General features: G+C 37.3%; 15 protein-coding genes. 3 read left to right on the top strand and 12 right to left on the bottom strand.

The window, feature by feature from the left end:
• Positions 1 to 74 precede the first annotated feature (74 nt).
• The 7 genes from rpsG to ahcY form a co-directional block, all read right to left on the bottom strand.
• Positions 75 to 542: a 30S ribosomal protein S7 gene (gene rpsG, locus ACZZZC_RS05230; RefSeq protein ID WP_056848515.1), complete on the bottom strand. Its 468-nt coding sequence runs from the start codon at positions 540 to 542 to the stop codon at positions 75 to 77.
• Between the two features lie 17 nt (positions 543 to 559).
• Positions 560 to 973 carry a 30S ribosomal protein S12 gene (gene rpsL / locus ACZZZC_RS05225; RefSeq protein ID WP_010599925.1) on the bottom strand — a complete coding sequence of 138 codons (414 nt, stop codon included), beginning with the start codon at positions 971 to 973 and terminating at the stop codon, positions 560 to 562.
• Between the two features lie 191 nt (positions 974 to 1,164).
• On the bottom strand, positions 1,165 to 1,575 hold the full coding sequence (locus ACZZZC_RS05220) for a RidA family protein (RefSeq protein ID WP_463486690.1): 411 nt from the start codon (positions 1,573 to 1,575) through the stop codon (positions 1,165 to 1,167).
• Positions 1,576 to 1,994: 419 nt separating this feature from the next.
• Positions 1,995 to 2,453: a hypothetical protein gene (locus ACZZZC_RS05215; RefSeq protein ID WP_463485134.1), complete on the bottom strand. Its 459-nt coding sequence runs from the start codon at positions 2,451 to 2,453 to the stop codon at positions 1,995 to 1,997.
• 92 nt (positions 2,454 to 2,545) lie between these two features.
• Positions 2,546 to 5,359 (bottom strand): TonB-dependent receptor, encoded by a 2,814-nt coding sequence (locus ACZZZC_RS05210; RefSeq protein WP_463486689.1) that lies wholly within the window; start codon positions 5,357 to 5,359, stop codon positions 2,546 to 2,548.
• Between the two features lie 135 nt (positions 5,360 to 5,494).
• Positions 5,495 to 5,830, bottom strand: a complete 336-nt coding sequence (locus tag ACZZZC_RS05205; protein ID WP_463486688.1) for a DUF6370 family protein — start codon at positions 5,828 to 5,830, stop codon at positions 5,495 to 5,497.
• A 337-nt stretch (positions 5,831 to 6,167) separates the two neighbouring features.
• On the bottom strand, positions 6,168 to 7,484 hold the full coding sequence (gene ahcY / locus ACZZZC_RS05200) for an adenosylhomocysteinase (RefSeq protein ID WP_463486687.1): 1,317 nt from the start codon (positions 7,482 to 7,484) through the stop codon (positions 6,168 to 6,170).
• Between the two features lie 318 nt (positions 7,485 to 7,802).
• Between ahcY and ACZZZC_RS05195 the strand changes: the two genes are divergently transcribed.
• Positions 7,803 to 8,231 (top strand): CBS domain-containing protein, encoded by a 429-nt coding sequence (locus tag ACZZZC_RS05195; RefSeq protein WP_463485130.1) that lies wholly within the window; start codon positions 7,803 to 7,805, stop codon positions 8,229 to 8,231.
• 147 nt (positions 8,232 to 8,378) lie between these two features.
• Here ACZZZC_RS05195 and ACZZZC_RS05190 read toward each other — a convergent pair whose 3' ends face one another.
• The 4 genes from ACZZZC_RS05190 to ACZZZC_RS05175 all read right to left on the bottom strand — a co-directional run bounded on the left by ACZZZC_RS05190 (position 8,379) and on the right by ACZZZC_RS05175 (position 12,909).
• Positions 8,379 to 9,827: a M20/M25/M40 family metallo-hydrolase gene (locus ACZZZC_RS05190; protein ID WP_463485129.1), complete on the bottom strand. Its 1,449-nt coding sequence runs from the start codon at positions 9,825 to 9,827 to the stop codon at positions 8,379 to 8,381.
• Positions 9,828 to 10,360: 533 nt separating this feature from the next.
• Positions 10,361 to 10,588: a hypothetical protein gene (locus ACZZZC_RS05185; protein WP_463485128.1), complete on the bottom strand. Its 228-nt coding sequence runs from the start codon at positions 10,586 to 10,588 to the stop codon at positions 10,361 to 10,363.
• A 300-nt stretch (positions 10,589 to 10,888) separates the two neighbouring features.
• Entirely contained in the window at positions 10,889 to 11,938 is a 1,050-nt protein-coding gene (locus tag ACZZZC_RS05180; RefSeq protein ID WP_463485127.1) for a TerC family protein, read from the bottom strand.
• Positions 11,938 to 12,909 (bottom strand): polyprenyl synthetase family protein, encoded by a 972-nt coding sequence (locus ACZZZC_RS05175; RefSeq protein WP_463486300.1) that lies wholly within the window; start codon positions 12,907 to 12,909, stop codon positions 11,938 to 11,940. The genes ACZZZC_RS05180 and ACZZZC_RS05175 overlap by 1 nt, the downstream gene beginning before the upstream one ends.
• A 282-nt stretch (positions 12,910 to 13,191) precedes the next feature.
• Between ACZZZC_RS05175 and ACZZZC_RS05170 the strand changes: the two genes are divergently transcribed.
• Positions 13,192 to 14,223, top strand: coding sequence for an alpha/beta hydrolase (locus ACZZZC_RS05170; RefSeq protein WP_463485126.1), 1,032 nt, complete (start codon positions 13,192 to 13,194; stop codon positions 14,221 to 14,223).
• A 23-nt stretch (positions 14,224 to 14,246) separates the two neighbouring features.
• Positions 14,247 to 15,059, top strand: coding sequence for an alpha/beta hydrolase (locus tag ACZZZC_RS05165; RefSeq protein WP_463485125.1), 813 nt, complete (start codon positions 14,247 to 14,249; stop codon positions 15,057 to 15,059).
• Here the strand turns inward: ACZZZC_RS05165 and ACZZZC_RS05160 are convergent.
• Positions 15,056 to 15,964 (bottom strand): YpdA family putative bacillithiol disulfide reductase, encoded by a 909-nt coding sequence (locus ACZZZC_RS05160; protein ID WP_463486299.1) that lies wholly within the window; start codon positions 15,962 to 15,964, stop codon positions 15,056 to 15,058. The two genes, ACZZZC_RS05165 and ACZZZC_RS05160, sit on opposite strands and share 4 nt — an antisense overlap.
• Positions 15,965 to 16,073 lie beyond the last annotated feature (109 nt).

Here is a 16,073-nt window from a genome sequence, read left to right as displayed (position 1 = left end):
CGGTGTAATTTATCTAATCAGTATAATCTTCTAATTAAATCTGTGTAATCTTACTAATCTGTTAATCCTAATTACTAGAATCTGAAGTGAGAGAACGCTTTGTTAGCCTCAGCCATTTTGTGCGTATCTTCTTTCTTCTTAACAGCAGCACCTTCACCTTTAGCAGCAGCTACCATTTCACCAGCTAATTTCTCTTTCATGGTTTTTTCGCCACGTTTACGAGCGTATGAAATTAACCATTTCATACCTAAAGCTGTTTTACGTTCTGGTCTAACCTCAGTTGGAACCTGGAAGTTAGCACCACCAACACGACGAGATTTAACCTCTACAGCTGGCATAATGTTAGTTAAAGCACGTTTGAAGATCTCTAAACCGTTTTCGCCTGCTTTTTTCTCAGCAATTTCAACAGCATCGTAAAAAATAGAGTAAGCGATAGATTTTTTTCCATCGTACATCATATTGTTTACAAAACGAGTTACTTGAACATCGTTAAATTTTGGATCAGGAAGAATAATTCTCTTTTTTGGTTTTGACTTTCTCATTTCTTATTTCCTCCCGATTATTTTTTCTTTCCTTTAGCAGGAGCTGCAGCAGCTTGACCTGGCTTAGGACGTTTAGTACCATATTTCGAACGACGTTGGTTACGACCAGCAACGCCTGATGTATCTAATGCACCACGGATGATGTGGTAACGTACACCTGGTAAATCTTTCACACGACCACCACGAATCAAAACGATTGAGTGTTCCTGTAAGTTGTGACCTTCCCCAGGAATGTATGCATTCACCTCTTTACCGTTCGTTAAACGAACACGGGCTACTTTACGCATTGCTGAGTTTGGTTTTTTAGGGGTAGTGGTGTACACACGTGTACATACACCTCTTCGCTGTGGACAGCTGTCCAACGCTGGAGACTTACTCTTGAACTCCAGTGCTACTCTACCTTTTCTAACTAATTGTTGAATAGTTGGCATTGTGCTTTTTTAATTTTTTATTTAATTATTTACCGCTCCCCCGGCATCCTCGCAGATAGCCCATAAAACGGACTGCAAAAGTAGAACAATTCTTTTTATAAATCAAGGGGTTAGCGCAAAAAATTTAGCGTGTTGAGTTTTTAGTTTGGAGTTGAAGATTAAGGGGTTGCGAATTTAAGCGGAAACCAAATTTACCTGCCCACAGCGGTTACATCGATTTCTATCTGCATCCCATCTAATGCTAGTCTCGAAACTGGTATTAGAGTATTCACGGGAAACTTCAAATCAGGCCATATTTTTCGAGATGCAGCAATCAAAATTTCATGTTTACTTGAATCATAGTCAACCACAAGTGTGGTCAACTTTACAACATCACTCCACAGCAATCCTTCACTTTTAAGTGCGATCTCAATATTTTCAAACACAATATCTACCTGTACCTTGAAATCATTACTTAAAACGCCATCCATATTGCTACCACCTTGCCCAGCTATAAATATTATTTTACTATTGGAGTTAACGGTTGCAATATGAGAGTATCCATGAGGTTTTGGATCATATAATCCTTCTGGATTTTTTATTTCGAAATTCTGGTTTTTCATCTGCTATATTTAAAGGGGGAAGATAAACAGACTGGATTCCTTAATAGTCAGCGAAACGTAATAGCTGATTTGATGTGACAACGAACTTAAGACAGTTAACCTAGCACGAGGGATGAAAATTAATTTACTGTACTTCTGGGGTCGAATTAAAACAAATGTATTCTATCCCACAGTTTGTGCTCCAACCAATTGTTCTAATCTAATTTTATGGTTTCTCTTGGAGACGGTAGCAATTTTATATTCAGATTCTTCATAATGCTCAATTGATAGTGTAAGCAATTCAAGTTCATCAGCTTGCTTAGAGTCTAGCACAATATCATTTCGTACTAACCAATAGGCCTTTTTAAAGCTAACTCATACTCTTCCTGTATTTTAACTATTTTTAATATCGCTAATTTCCACCTCATAATGAGTTTCATTTAATTACAATCCTTAAAACCATCTTTTAGAACTTTCAATTTAGCGGCTGCAGCCTCCAATTCTTTTGGTGGTTTGCCATAATCATAAGTGATTTTATGAGTTATCCCATCTGCTGTTACCGAAATCCATTCCGCACCTCCATCGGCACAATCTGGGCAACCAATCACTTCAGGCAAATTAGCAATCTGGCTCGCATCTAATAAATCTTTAATTGAATTTACTTCTTCATCAGAAATGTTTTTTGAACAAGTTTTTGTATCAGGTGTTTGTCCATGTTTGCTCTTTGTAAAAGTAAGTTTAGCATCACTAATTGAAATACTTTGAACACAATATCCACCGCACATTCCAAAAGAAGTACCATAACTAATACTATTTAAATTTTTGATTTTTCCCTTTTTACAGGTTGAGAAAAGTAAAACACTCAAAACACTCACCATAAATATTAGATTCGTTTTCATACACAGATTGGATTATATTTAAAGATAATATTTATCCTTAATAAAAAACCGCGAAAACTTAGGGAGTCTTGCGGATTAAATCTATTTACTTCCTAATTCACCGTACTTCTCGGATTACTTTTCTCACTTTTAGAGCCAACTTTTGTAATCTTATAATTCAACGAAACATAAAAATATCTGGTGATCGAATTAAAACGAATGTCTTCTATCCTACTGCCATTTACAGTTCTATCGATATTGGTATTTTGATTTAAAATATCAAATCCTTTTAAGCTTAGTGTTATTCTGCGCTGCATAAAATATTGATCTAAACCAGCATTGAGCAGAAATACATTGTTATTAAAGCCATCGGCTCTACCGGCAGCCCCATTGTGGTTTAGTTCTGTATTGATCCTCGTATTTTTAATAAACTCATAGCTTAGGCTAGCACTATTTGAGAAATTAAAATATTTATTATCCAGCGCACTTGGCTGCGAATTATTTACCTTGCTATACTGGACTCCAATATAAATTCCGGCGTTTAATTTATCATCAATATCATAGCTAAAGTTTGCATTCGGTCCAAAATTATATCGATTGGTAATATTTCTTTCCTGGTTAATAAATGAAGTGTTGTGCGAAAGTGACAGATTGACTCCATACCCCATTCTTAGTCCCTTTAACTTAGTTGGCTGCCCAAAATAAGTACCGGTATTGATGTAATAGTTACCATCTACATTAACGGGCTGAACATATTGTACACCATCTACATAATTAATGCTGTTCCCAACATCATCCAGGGCATAATTCACTAAAAAGTAACCATTCCAGTATTTATTATTGTCGGCACTGAACGTATTAAAATTAACTGACATGCGGTGACTTTTTCTGGCCTCCAACTCTGGATTACCTATCCTTTGATAAAGCGGATTGCTGTTATTTTGAACAGGCTGCAAATCATTTACCGAAGGAAGATTCACGTTGGCGTTATAATTCAACTGTAAAGTGTGCTTATTCTTATTCCTGAAACTAATGTTTAATCGAGGCAAAATATTGTAATATTTCTTATCTATATTATTAGTGTTTACACCAGAACTGCTAAAAGTTGAGGCATCTAACCCTGTTTCCTGAAATCCCAAACCAAAATTGTAAGTCCATTCCGTGCGGTTATAAATGAGCCCTAGCCTGGCGGTTTGTGTCCATGTTTTGTTCTCGAGTGTATTCGAAAAATCTGGAACAACAGCATCATAAGTGTTATTTAATGGATTGTAACTTAAAGTTAACTGCTGCGCATCTACTTTACCCTCGTTGCGGATATAAGCTATATTGCTATTCAATTTTTTATCCACAATTGGGCGAATGTAATTTACTGCAACACTATAGTTTTGCGACTTATTTTCCTGCTCTGCCTGCTGGTTTAAATCGGTTACATCGACAACCCCCGCTCTATAATTGTTTATTAGCGATTTATTTAGCCAATTGGAGTTGAAAGTATTTTGCGAACCATTTAAACCAATAATAATCGATCCTTTCTTTAATCGCCTTGTGGCAGAAAGCTCTCCAAAAAAAGCAGGGGTAGAATTTCTTTGGTCCAGGAGCTGACTACCTTCATTAATTTTTCCAGTGAGATCAAAAGCAGAATTGAAATTTCTATTATTGATATTGGTGGTGTAATTAAGAATTGCATTTGAGCGAAAAGTTAGATCGGTAAGCGAATCTGGATGGTATTCTACTTTGAAATTGAATCGATGCGCTTGGTTATCAGAATTGCGGTTTGAAACTTCGTCAGTTCTAAGTACATCATCTTGATTAATATCCTGAACGTTCGAAAACCGATTACCTAAACCTTTGCTGAAATATGTGAAGTAGCTGCTACTTAAAGTCAATTTATCCTTCGCACCCCAGCTGTTACTAAAGTTTAATCCGCCACTGTGCGTAGTTACTTCGCCAATGGCACTATTATCAAAAACACCTGAACCGCCAATGGTTGTTCGTCCGTTATTTACGTTGATGGAAAATCCTCCGCCTCCGGGAGGGGCAAAAAGGTTACCAATGTTTCCACTGGTAAAACTATTTAAATCTTCGTATTGAAAACTGGCATTACTTACATTATTGCTCATCCCTAAAATGGCGAACTGCATTTTTTTAGTGAAGTGGTTGGCGCTTAAATAGCCGCTATACCGATCGGTAGTGCCGCCAGATAAATTGGCATTGCCGAACCACCCATTCTTTTTATCCTCTTTAATGGTGAGGTTGAGGACTTTTTCCCGCTGTCCATCATCAATCCCTGTAGCTTTTGCCTCTAAGGTTTTGGCATCTATCAACTGAACTTTTGCGATCACATCGGCTGGTAAATTTTTGGTAGCTGTCTTTGGGTCGGTACCAAAAAAATCTTTTCCATCAACGGTTAATCGGGTTACTTTTTGTCCTTGCACTAAAATGCTACCATCTTTATCAATGGTTACGCCAGGGAGTTTTTTTAACAAATCTTCAACTGCAGCATTGGGTTGCGTTTTATACGCATCGGCATTAAACTCAACGGTATCTTTTTTCACAGTTGCCGTGGCATATTTTCCTGCTACCGAAACATCTTTTAAAGCTATCGCATCTTCTTTCATTTTCAATACCCCTAAATCAATATTCTTTCCTGAAAATGTGAGGGTTTTTAAAATTGGATTATAGCCCATTGCGGATATTTTCAAGGTATAATCGCCCTTACTAATATCTTTAAAAAGGAACTCCCCTGCTTTGTTGGTAACCACGCCAACTTTTTTATTTGAATCAATTTTGCTTGACAAAATAATGCCGACATACTCAAGCGCTAAGTTTGTTTTACTATCAATAGTTTTTCCGGTGATGATAGTATTCTCCTGTGCGAAGACTTTCGTAGATAAAAGGAATAGCAAAATCAATAAATAAGGTTTCATATCTGAGTTTGTTTTTTTGTTTCGTATTGAGAAGTTAGGCTCAATGTTCAGATATAAGACGCAAGAAAAATTAAAGTGTGACAGTCGACGGTTTATTTTTAATAAAAACAGTTAAAATGTTAGCCCAACATCAACCTACTTAGTAAGCAATTTGATATTTGTGGCTTTGAATCTGTTATTTACAATTTTACCAGATACTTCGGCTTTGCTTACAGCGTTACAGAAACCGTGTTCGCCATGCGCATCGCCAAAATCATCTATTCCTTTTCCATCAACAAAATAAGACTTGCCATTTATTCTAATGGCTAATTCACAATCTTTACCTTTCATTTTAAACTGGCATTCGCCACATGCAATTTCTACCACCTGGTTAGTGATCAATTGATTTGATACCTGTTTTTTAGAGCCGGTTTGGGCTTTTAAACCGAAACTGAATAGTGTAAAAAGCAAAAGGATAGCTACATTTTTCATTATGTCTATTTTTTCAAATGTAGGTTTTGTTGGCAAAAGAATCACAAGTCTATGTAAAATAAACCTGGTAGCAGCGAATACGGATCCCGATATTTCATCGTGAGAAATAAAGCGCTAGCCTGCCCGGGCAGGAATAACAGGACTGATGTTTCCGAAGCAGTACTGAAGTAGCGTTTTCGATGTCTTTTTTTGCCACGGAAACACAGAAGGCACGGAAGTTTAAATCTTTCGGCAGGATCAAGATGGCAGGCTTAAACGCAAAAAAAGGGATATGCAAATTGCACATCCCTTTCGATATTCAGCTTCGGACTTCCGACTTAGGACTTCCGACTCTTTTTTAGTAACGATATTCGTCTGACTTGAATGGACCTTCAACCGGAACGCCAATATAATCAGCCTGGTGTTGATCTAAAACATCTAATTCTACACCGATTTTTTCTAAGTGTAAACGAGCAACTTTCTCATCTAAATACTTAGGTAAAACGTAAACTTTGTTTTCGTATTTATCTGTGTTCGTCCAAAGCTCTAATTGTGCTAAAGTTTGGTTGGTAAATGAGTTACTCATTACGAAACTTGGGTGACCAGTTGCGCAACCTAAGTTTACCAAACGACCTTCGGCCAATAAGATGATATCTTTACCTTCGATAGTATATTTATCTACCTGAGGCTTGATTTCAACTTTGGTTGAACCATATTTTTCATTTAACCAGGCAACATCGATTTCGTTATCGAAGTGACCGATGTTACAAACGATCGCTTTGTCTTTCATTGTTAAAAAATGCTCGCCACGAACAATATCACGGTTACCCGTTGTGGTTACAATAATATCTGCTTCTTTAACGGCAGTAGCGAATTTTTTAACTTCATAACCTTCCATTGCAGCTTGTAAAGCACAAATCGGGTCAATTTCAGTTACAATTACACGTACACCTTGTGAACTTAAAGATTCTGCAGAACCTTTACCCACATCGCCATAACCGCAAACAACAGCTACTTTACCAGCCATCATCACGTCAGTTGCACGACGAATTGCATCAACCAATGATTCACGACATCCGTATTTGTTATCAAATTTTGATTTAGTTACAGAATCGTTAACGTTAATTGCAGGTAAGTGCAATGTTCCGTTTTTCATTCTTTCGTATAAACGGTGAACACCAGTGGTTGTTTCTTCTGATAAACCTTTAATGCCAGCAATTAATTCTGGGTATTTATCAAAAACCATATTGGTTAAATCGCCACCATCATCCAAAATCATGTTTAGTGGTTGTTGCTCCGTACCAAAGTGTAAAGTTTGCTCAATACACCAGTCGAATTCTTCTTCGTTTAAACCTTTCCAGGCATAAACCTGAATACCAGCAGCGGCAATTGCAGCAGCAGCATGATCTTGTGTTGAGAAAATATTGCAAGATGACCAGGTAACTTCAGCACCTAAAGCCACTAACGTTTCAATTAGAACAGCCGTTTGAATCGTCATATGCAGACAGCCTGCAATACGAGCACCTTTTAACGGTTGCGTTGGGCCGAATTCTTTACGTAAACTCATCAAACCTGGCATTTCTGCTTCGGCTAATTCGATTTCTTTACGGCCCCATTCTGCCAGTGAAATGTCCTTAACTTTGTAAGGGATATAAGTTGTCTCTACTGATGACATATTTTATTTGTTTTAAATGTGGAACAAAGTTACGGCATAGCTTTGTGAAAGCCAAATAATTAAAAGAGCAAGCTGGTTTATAAAATGTAAAATAAAGGAGCGTTTCTGGAAAGATTTTGAAAAGCAAATTCAGTGTATTTTCGGCTATTTCAGTCCCGCCATACACTGTAGCTCCGATAAAAAAAATCGGAGGCTGCTGTTTCTGCCGGGTTTAGGTTACCAATATCCGTATCACTTTTGTAAAACTGCATGATGCAAAACAAACCTTTGATTTTCAGTTTATTATTTCTTAAATTGATTCAACCAAATAAATCAATTATGAAAACAGTAAAACACCTTCTCGATACCAAACAAGCAAGAGTGATATCAGTACCTGAGAATATTTCGGTATTAGATGCGCTCAAAATAATGACAGAGAAAAACATAAGTGCCATGCTGGTGATGGAAAACGAAAAACTTACCGGTATTTTTACAGAACGCGACTATGCCCGCAAGATCATCCTTCAGGGTAAATCTTCGAAGGACACCCTAATCAAAGAAGTAATGACTGCTGATCCGATCACCATTAATACCAGTGATTCCATTGACCATTGTATGCAACTCATGACGGAAAAGCACATTCGTCACTTACCTATTGTTGTAAACAACGAAGTAAAAGGAATGATGTCAATTGGCGATGTGGTAAAATTTATTATTGCCGACCAAAAGCAAACGATATCGCAGTTGGAAAGTTATATTAGTGGATAAATAGAAAATGAAAAGTTGAAGGTGAAAAGTTTAAAGCTGAAAGCCTCGAGCATAAACTTAAACCCTATCATTCCGACCGGCTAAATTCAGCATTTTTGCCTCGCTTCGTTCGGAATGATAGGTTTAATCTTAAACTTTTATGTCAGACTATTTCCACCGCCATTCGCCAGCAATGGTTAACGGCTCCTTTAAGTTTTGCGATTCTAGAAACGTTTTTAATTCTTCGTCATCTTGTAAACCCACTGGAATTTTGGGCGTATTGGCTAAAGCATAAGTTAGCATAGCACTATAACGAACGGTGTTTTTTAGTTCTTGCTCATCAACCAGTTTGAAAGAGTCTCCATCAGAATGATAAAAAGGACCGGAGTTATTTGGCAACTTTCCGCCAAAGCCACCGCCTGTCGGAATTCCTTCTAACATGAATGGTTGGTGATCGCTATGTAAACCTGCGCCAGCATTGAACAGATTCTTGAAGCCAGTGTCAATTTTTACAATATCAGCGCCCCAAGCGGTAAATAAATCTTTCATTTCAGCACGAGAGGTCGAAAACCCTTTGGGATCATTGGTCATGTCGTAATTCAGCATGAACTTAACTTGACCAAGGTTTTTATCTTCTTTAGCCTGATCAATATAGGCTTTAGAACCTAGTAAACCCTGCTCTTCGCCCATAAACAGCACAAATTCCACTGTTCGTTTCGTTTTTAAGTTTAACTTTTTAAAGGTACGGGCCATATCCATAATGGCAAACGAGCCGATCCCGTTATCAATTGCTCCAGTAGCTAAATCCCAGCTATCTAAATGCCCACCAACAACAATTTTATCTTTTGGTATTTCGGTTCCTTTGAAAATAGCGATCACATTTCTTGCCTTGATTAAACCTGAAAAATTCATCATGCCAATATGCGCCATTTGCGTTTTGCTTTTTAGTTTTTCTTTGAGTGCCATCCCATCTTCCAAGCCAATGCAAACCGCAGGAATTGGAATAAGTTTACCTGTAACAGATGCTGTGCCCGTTAACAAAACACCATCTTTTACGGTGTTAACGATAATTACCCCAATGGCACCATATTTAGTAGCGATGGCAGTTTTTTCTGAACGGTGCAATGATTTTGTTCCGGCGGGAGAACCTGGCAAAACACCAAGGTAAATCAAAGCAATTTTCCCTTTAAATTTTGAAGGATTGGTTTGGTAATCCTTTTCCAACCCATTTCCGGCATCAACAATTTCTCCTGTGATATTTGCACTAACAGGAGAATGTGCCAAAGTAACGGCCTTAACTGCAGCTAAGCTATTTTTGTCTGCGCCAATTTCTACAGTGATTGTTTCTCTCGCCCAACTTTCCACTTCAAAAGGTTGGAACTTTACTTCGCAACCGTAAGATTTTAATAAGTTGTATGCATATTGCTCTGCCTTTGCTCCATTAGCTGAACCCGTTAACCGGTGACCGATATTTTCAGTTTCGTACTTAAGTGTTTGATATGCTTTGGAATTTTGTTGTACTTCGGTATTGATTTTCGCGAAAACGCCTCCAAATTGATCTTGAGCATTTGCGAATAAAGCACTACAAAGAAGTGCCGCTGATAAAAAGTATTTCATGAATATGGTTTGCTGATTGATGGGTTGAAAGTACAAATTTTACGGTTAGCTATTAAGCTGTAACGTTTATTTTGCTTATGGATTAGTGGATTACTCTTAAAATTCTGCGAAAATCAGCGTGATCTGCGGGAGACCATGGTGCAAATACAAATGAATATTATTGGTTTTAGCGAAAAATATTTCCCGCAGATTTAATAGAATTTTCACAGATTTAAGTGCTTAACTCTGCAAACATTTGCGGAATAAATAAATCATCATTCTACAGAAAGGGCCCAGAAAACAAGCAACTCAATTCGGTCTTCAGTAAAACGATATAAAAACGAACAATTTTTATGAAGAATCCCTTTTCTCACATCTTTTCCCTGATAAATATTTTCAAATAATTGAGGATTCAACGAAACTAATTTGAAAATTTTATTTGATCGGCCTATAAAATGATTTACGTATTTCTGGCCCCAAAATTCATCCAAATATTCAAGAATATAGATGTAAGTTTCTCTAGCTGTGGGAGTCCAAATGATTTTTCGAGCCAATTATTTTACGTATTTCGTATTTACGTACTCCATAAAATCTTCATGCAAAACGAAATTTTCATTGTCAGCTTCTGTTAAAAACTTATTAAGCAATTGTGATATATGACTTGGTAAAGGGGTATTGTCAATTTCCTTTATTGGCTCCATTTTTACATTCAAAGCATCCAAAGCATCTTTTACTGCTTTGGTTTGTGCTGTACTTTCAGTCTGAATTATAAATGTTTGCATGATCAAATATAATGAATAATTCTTAGGATTTTTCGATGTTGATATCAGCGGAGGATTGGCGCTGTTTCAATACAACAGGTATATAAACCTGATTTAAATGGCAGCCCCCGATTTTCTCGGGGCTATAATGAAAAGCAGGACTACCGTTAAAATGAAATAGCGCCTTTGCTTTCCCAAACCTCTGTAATCGCACACGAAATTTCAGCTTTAGAGCAATGCGCTTAATTACCTTGCATTTTTGATCTGAATAAGCTATACCATAAGAAATGTAAGGGGATATAAGATTTAGCGCTGGGGAAACTATTGATGCGCTGCTTTCTTCTTCGGGAAAACCAGTGATGCCACAATACTGATCACCAGAATACTCAAAATTACAATTAATGAATGTTGCGTGGTGAAACCCAATTTCTCTAAATAAACGTGACCCAACATTTTTACCCCAATAAATGCCAATAAAACAGCCAAACCAGCCTTTAGATAATGGAATTTATGGATAATGTTAACCAGTAAGAAAAACATTGACCTCAAGCCCATAATGGCAAAAATATTGGAGAAAAACACAATATAAGGGTCTTTAGTTACTGCAAAAATTGCGGGAATAGAATCGACAGCAAATAATAAATCGGTAAATTCTACTATGAGTAAGACCAAAAATAATGGCGTAACGAATCTTTTATGGTTAATGGTGACGAAAAAGTTCTTGCCCTCGTATTTTGGATGGATAGAGAATATTTTCGAGGCCCATTTCACCACCGGATGATTTTCTGGATCTATCTTTTCTTCTCCTTTGCTGAAGAACATTTTTATACCGGTGAAAACTAGAAACGCACCAAACAGATACAAGATCCATGCAAACTTAGCGATCAACGCTGCACCAACGAAGATAAAAATGAAACGCATGATAATAGCGCCCAGGATACCCCAGAATAAAACGCGGTGATAATACTTTTCTTCCACTGCAAATGCAGAAAATATCAATACAATAACAAAGATATTATCAACAGATAAGGCATACTCAATTACATAACCAGTTAAAAATTCCAATCCTAAATTTTGCCTGTAAGTAGAGAGACTGGCCTGGAAATCATTAGCATTTAAGGTTATATGGTGTTGATGCTTGGTTACAATTTCCTGTAAATGGGCAAAATCCCTTATTCCATGCAGCTGATGACCTTCGGTAAGTAGAAGAAAGTAAAAACCGATGGCTAAACCTACCATGATAACACTCATGATACCTGCCTGTTTCAGGCTGATTACATGTTCCTTTTTGCTAAAAAGACCCAAATCTAAAGCCAGTACCAGCACAATAAATAAAAGGAAACCTAAACTGAAGAGTAATTCGCTGCTCATTATTTTTTACGTTCGGTAGTGTAAAGTACTAATTGTTCTAAGCCAGTTCTGGCTTCTCCTGCATCAAATTGATGCAAAATATCAAATGCAGCATTCTGGTATTCCAGCATTTTTTGGTTGGCATAATAAACACCTTGTTGTGCATTAACAAAATCGATAATCTGTTGAATCTTTAACGGATCATCCTGATGATTTTTCACCAGATTGATTATCCGTTTTCTATCTGCTTTGTCAGCCTTATTCAACGCGTATATTAGTGGCAAAGTCACTTTTTTCTCTTTAATATCAATTCCTAAAGGCTTGCCTACGTCATCCGTACCAAAATCAAAAGTGTCATCTTTAATTTGAAAAGCAATTCCAACTTTTTCACCAAATAGGCGCATCTTTTCAATTATTTCATCACTTGCACCAGCAGAAGCTGCTCCTGCAGCACAACAGGAAGCAATTAAAGAAGCTGTTTTCTGCCTAATCACATCGAAATACAACTCTTCCGAAATATCCATCTTTCGCACTTTTTCCACCTGCAACAATTCACCCTCGCTCATTTGCTTTACTGCTTCTGATACAATTTGTAACAATCTGTGTTCGTTATTGTTTACGGAAAGTAGCAATCCTTTGGCCAATAAATAATCGCCGACTAAAACAGCAATTTTATTTTTCCATAACGCATTGATGGAGAAAAAGCCCCGGCGCTCGTAAGCATTATCAACTACATCATCATGTACAAGTGTAGCTGTGTGCAAAAGCTCCACCAAAGCAGCACCACGATGGGTAGATTCGGTAATTCCGCCGCACAGTTTAGCTGCAAAAAACACAAACATCGGTCGCATTTGTTTGCCCTTTTGCTTTACAATATAATGGGTAATCCTATCCAGCAATGGAGCATCGCTGTGCATAGAATCTTTAAAGGTTTTTTCAAACGCTTTAATATCGGCTGCTATAGGTTTTTTTATCTGATCGATTCCCGGCATTAAGTCGAAAAATTTTGATTGCAAACTTAAGCTAATTTCCCATAAAAAGTGAATCAATAACGTTAATATTAAGGATTTGAAAAGCATCGGAAGTGCCATAAACTGCTTCAGTCCTGCGCTCCGCTTTACTTCTCCCAATGAAGAATTGGGATTCGTGTTCGCTCCGATCAGGTTTAACAACATCAGTCTCTGCAATAAATCCCCTCGAAAGCCAAACCATTATTTAATATATTCTTTGTTATTTCGGCTAAACCGCTACATTTAATGCAGTAATTTGTTAGAATGAAAAGGCGTTACAAAGTTCTATTCGGGGTTTCAGCACTGTTGGCGATCAGCTATTTGCTTGGCCCAAAACCTAAAAAACCATTGTATAACGCAGCGTTAATACAAGTTCCGGAATTGAACGAGCTGGAAGGCTATGTTCAAAATATTGAGCAACTCAATAAAATTAAACCGGGCAATGAAGCAGAAATTATTTGGGCTAATGGCGCACAGCAGCAAACCGAATATGCAGTAGTTTATTTACATGGATTTTCTGCATCAAAAACTGAAGGAAACCCGGTTCACCTAAATTTAGCGAAGGCGATTGGCGCCAATTTATACCTATCACGATTAGCCGATCACGGTATTGATACCATTGCACCTATGCAAAATTTTACTGCTGACCGATTGTGGGAGAGCAGTAAACTGGCCTATGCCATCGGTAAAAAACTCGGAAAAAAGGTAATTCTAGTTGGCACTTCTACGGGTGGTACGGTTGCGTTAAAATTAGCGGCAACCTACCCAGAGATTAATAGTTTAATCTTACTTTCTCCGAATGTGGCCATAAACGATAAAAATGCCTGGTTGTTAAATAATCCATGGGGCTTACAAATTGCCAGAAAAGTTGTTGGAGGCGACGAAAGAAAAGTGGAGGGTAGAACTGACGAATATCGAAAATACTGGTACACCAATTACCGGATAGAATCTTTGGTAGAACTACAGGAATTTATTGAAGGAACGATGACCAGAAGTACCTTCCAAAAAGTAAAACAACCTTTGCTGATGTTGTATTACTACAAAAGCTTAACAGAACAAGATCCGGTTGTACGCGTAGATGCGATGTTAAAAATGTTTACTGAGTTAGGAACACCAGATCATTTGAAACGGAAAATAGCCATTCCAGGAGCCGGAAATCATGTTTTGGGTTCGTATCTTACCTCAAAAGATTTACCTAGTGTAGAAACTGCTATTCATAATTTTGTAGAAAATATTTTAAAACTACAGCTGAAACATCCTTTACCTATCGCTGAGGAAGAAATTAATCCCGTATAATTGACGCCTAAAGCCATAAAATAATGAGATTTCTTCTTTCAATCCTTTTTCTTTTTACTGCGAATTGTGTTTCTGCACAAAACACAAAGCCCAATCAATCTTTCGAAATTGGTACAATCGAAGAAATTCATTCGGCTATTTTAAATGAAACCAGAAAATTAAATATTTATCTGCCGGTTGGATATTCGGCAGATACGTTGAAAACATGCCCTGTAATTTATCTTTTAGATGGATCTGCGAATGAAGACTTTATACACATCGCCGGCCTCGCTCAGTTCTTAACTATGATTGAGAAAATGCCTCCAACCATTGTTGTTGGTATTGCTAATGTAGATAGGAAGCGTGACTTCACCTTTCCAACAACTATTAAAAAAGATCTGCTGGATTTTCCAACCACAGGTTTTTCAAGCAAATTCATCTCTTTTATTGAGAAGGAACTACAACCCTTCATCCATTCTAAATACACTACAAGTAGCTCAAAAACTATTATAGGGCAATCGCTAGGCGGATTACTGGCTACAGAAATTTTGTTAAAGAAACCGCAGCTTTTCTCCAATTACCTGATTGTAAGTCCGAGTCTTTGGTGGAATAATGAATCGTTGCTCCGCAACCCATTAACAGAAATAAATAAAACTGATGGCAAAAAAGTTTATATAGCTGTTGGCAAAGAAGGCCAAAAGATGGAAGATGATGCTAAAAACCTAGCTGACTTGATTCGTATGAATAAAAAAATATCAGTGAAGTTTAATCCTTTACCAAAAGAGAGTCACCTCACTATTTTGCACAACAGCGCCTATCAAGGTCTGGAATTCTTATTTGATGCTAACGCAAATTAATTGATGATATTGCGGATAATCATTTCGGCATGAACTCTTGAATTTTCGATAAAGAGTTTGTGTGTATCCAATCCTCCACAAACCACACCGGCCAAATAGAGACCTTTGACATTGGTTTCCATGGTTTCTTCATTATAGACCGGACAAAGACTTTCCGGCAAATCAATTCCGAACCTTTTCAACATCGAAAAATCTGGCTGGTAACCTGTCATAGCGATTACAAAATCATTGGCAATTGTTTTAATACCATCAGGCGTTTTAATATCAACTTCGCCTTCTCTAATTTCGAGTAATTCTGAATGGAAATGAGCAGTGATTGCTCCTTCTTTAATCCTGTTTTCAATATCTGGACGAACCCAATATTTTACGTGAGGACCCATTTCGCCGCTGCGAACCACCATTGTAACATTTGCCCCTTTACGGTAAGTTTCTAAAGCAGCATCAACGCCAGAATTGTTTGCTCCAACTACTACCACATTTTGAAAAGCATACAAATGCGGATCTTTGTAATAATGAGTCACTTTGGGCAAATCTTCGCCAGGGATATTCATTAATAATGGAACGTCATAAAATCCTGTAGCTACCACTACATTTTTTGCAGTATAACTTGCCTTTGTCGTACTAACTTCAAAGTCCTCACCTTGTTTCAAAACCTGTTTAACTGTTTCAAAAAGGTTGATTTTTAAATCGAACTTTTCAGCAACTCTACGATAATATTCAACGGCTTCGTTGCGATTTGGTTTCGGGTTGATGGTAACAAAGGGCGTATCACCAATCTCCAGCTTTTGAGACGTGGAAAAGAATGTCATGAAAACCGGATAATTAAAAAGGCTGTTTACTAAAGCACCCTTTTCAATAATCAGGTAGCTCAAATTAGCCTTCTGCGCTTCAATTGCACAAGCCATTCCAATCGGCCCAGCGCCAATGATGATGATATCGTATTGAGTAGATTTTGTCAATTTTAATGATTTAAAAGATAATAGAGATTTGGAATAGGAGAGTGCTTATTTATAC

Source organism: Pedobacter sp. AC212 (genome assembly GCF_979258625.1).
The sequence above is the reverse complement of the archived record's forward strand: the minus strand, read 5'-3'. Positions and strand labels throughout refer to the sequence as shown.

Bases quoted from the DNA above. Each gene is read 5' to 3' on its own strand.
- ACZZZC_RS05205 (WP_463486688.1), bottom strand. From the start codon at position 5,830: ATGAAAAATGTAGCTATCCTTTTGCTTTTTACACTATTCAGTTTCGGT.
- ACZZZC_RS05160 (WP_463486299.1), bottom strand. From the start codon at position 15,964: ATGGCTTGTGCAATTGAAGCGCAGAAGGCTAATTTGAGCTACCTGATT.
- rpsL (WP_010599925.1), bottom strand. From the start codon at position 973: ATGCCAACTATTCAACAATTAGTTAGAAAAGGTAGAGTAGCACTGGAG.
- ACZZZC_RS05190 (WP_463485129.1), bottom strand. From the start codon at position 9,827: ATGAAATACTTTTTATCAGCGGCACTTCTTTGTAGTGCTTTATTCGCA.
- ACZZZC_RS05185 (WP_463485128.1), bottom strand. From the start codon at position 10,588: ATGCAAACATTTATAATTCAGACTGAAAGTACAGCACAAACCAAAGCA.
- ACZZZC_RS05175 (WP_463486300.1), bottom strand. From the start codon at position 12,909: ATGCCGGGAATCGATCAGATAAAAAAACCTATAGCAGCCGATATTAAA.
- rpsG (WP_056848515.1), bottom strand. From the start codon at position 542: ATGAGAAAGTCAAAACCAAAAAAGAGAATTATTCTTCCTGATCCAAAA.
- ACZZZC_RS05195 (WP_463485130.1), top strand. From the start codon at position 7,803: ATGAAAACAGTAAAACACCTTCTCGATACCAAACAAGCAAGAGTGATA.
- ahcY (WP_463486687.1), bottom strand. From the start codon at position 7,484: ATGTCATCAGTAGAGACAACTTATATCCCTTACAAAGTTAAGGACATT.
- ACZZZC_RS05215 (WP_463485134.1), bottom strand. From the start codon at position 2,453: ATGAAAACGAATCTAATATTTATGGTGAGTGTTTTGAGTGTTTTACTT.
- ACZZZC_RS05180 (WP_463485127.1), bottom strand. From the start codon at position 11,938: ATGAGCAGCGAATTACTCTTCAGTTTAGGTTTCCTTTTATTTATTGTG.
- ACZZZC_RS05165 (WP_463485125.1), top strand. From the start codon at position 14,247: ATGAGATTTCTTCTTTCAATCCTTTTTCTTTTTACTGCGAATTGTGTT.
- ACZZZC_RS05220 (WP_463486690.1), bottom strand. From the start codon at position 1,575: ATGAAAAACCAGAATTTCGAAATAAAAAATCCAGAAGGATTATATGAT.
- ACZZZC_RS05170 (WP_463485126.1), top strand. From the start codon at position 13,192: ATGAAAAGGCGTTACAAAGTTCTATTCGGGGTTTCAGCACTGTTGGCG.
- ACZZZC_RS05210 (WP_463486689.1), bottom strand. From the start codon at position 5,359: ATGAAACCTTATTTATTGATTTTGCTATTCCTTTTATCTACGAAAGTC.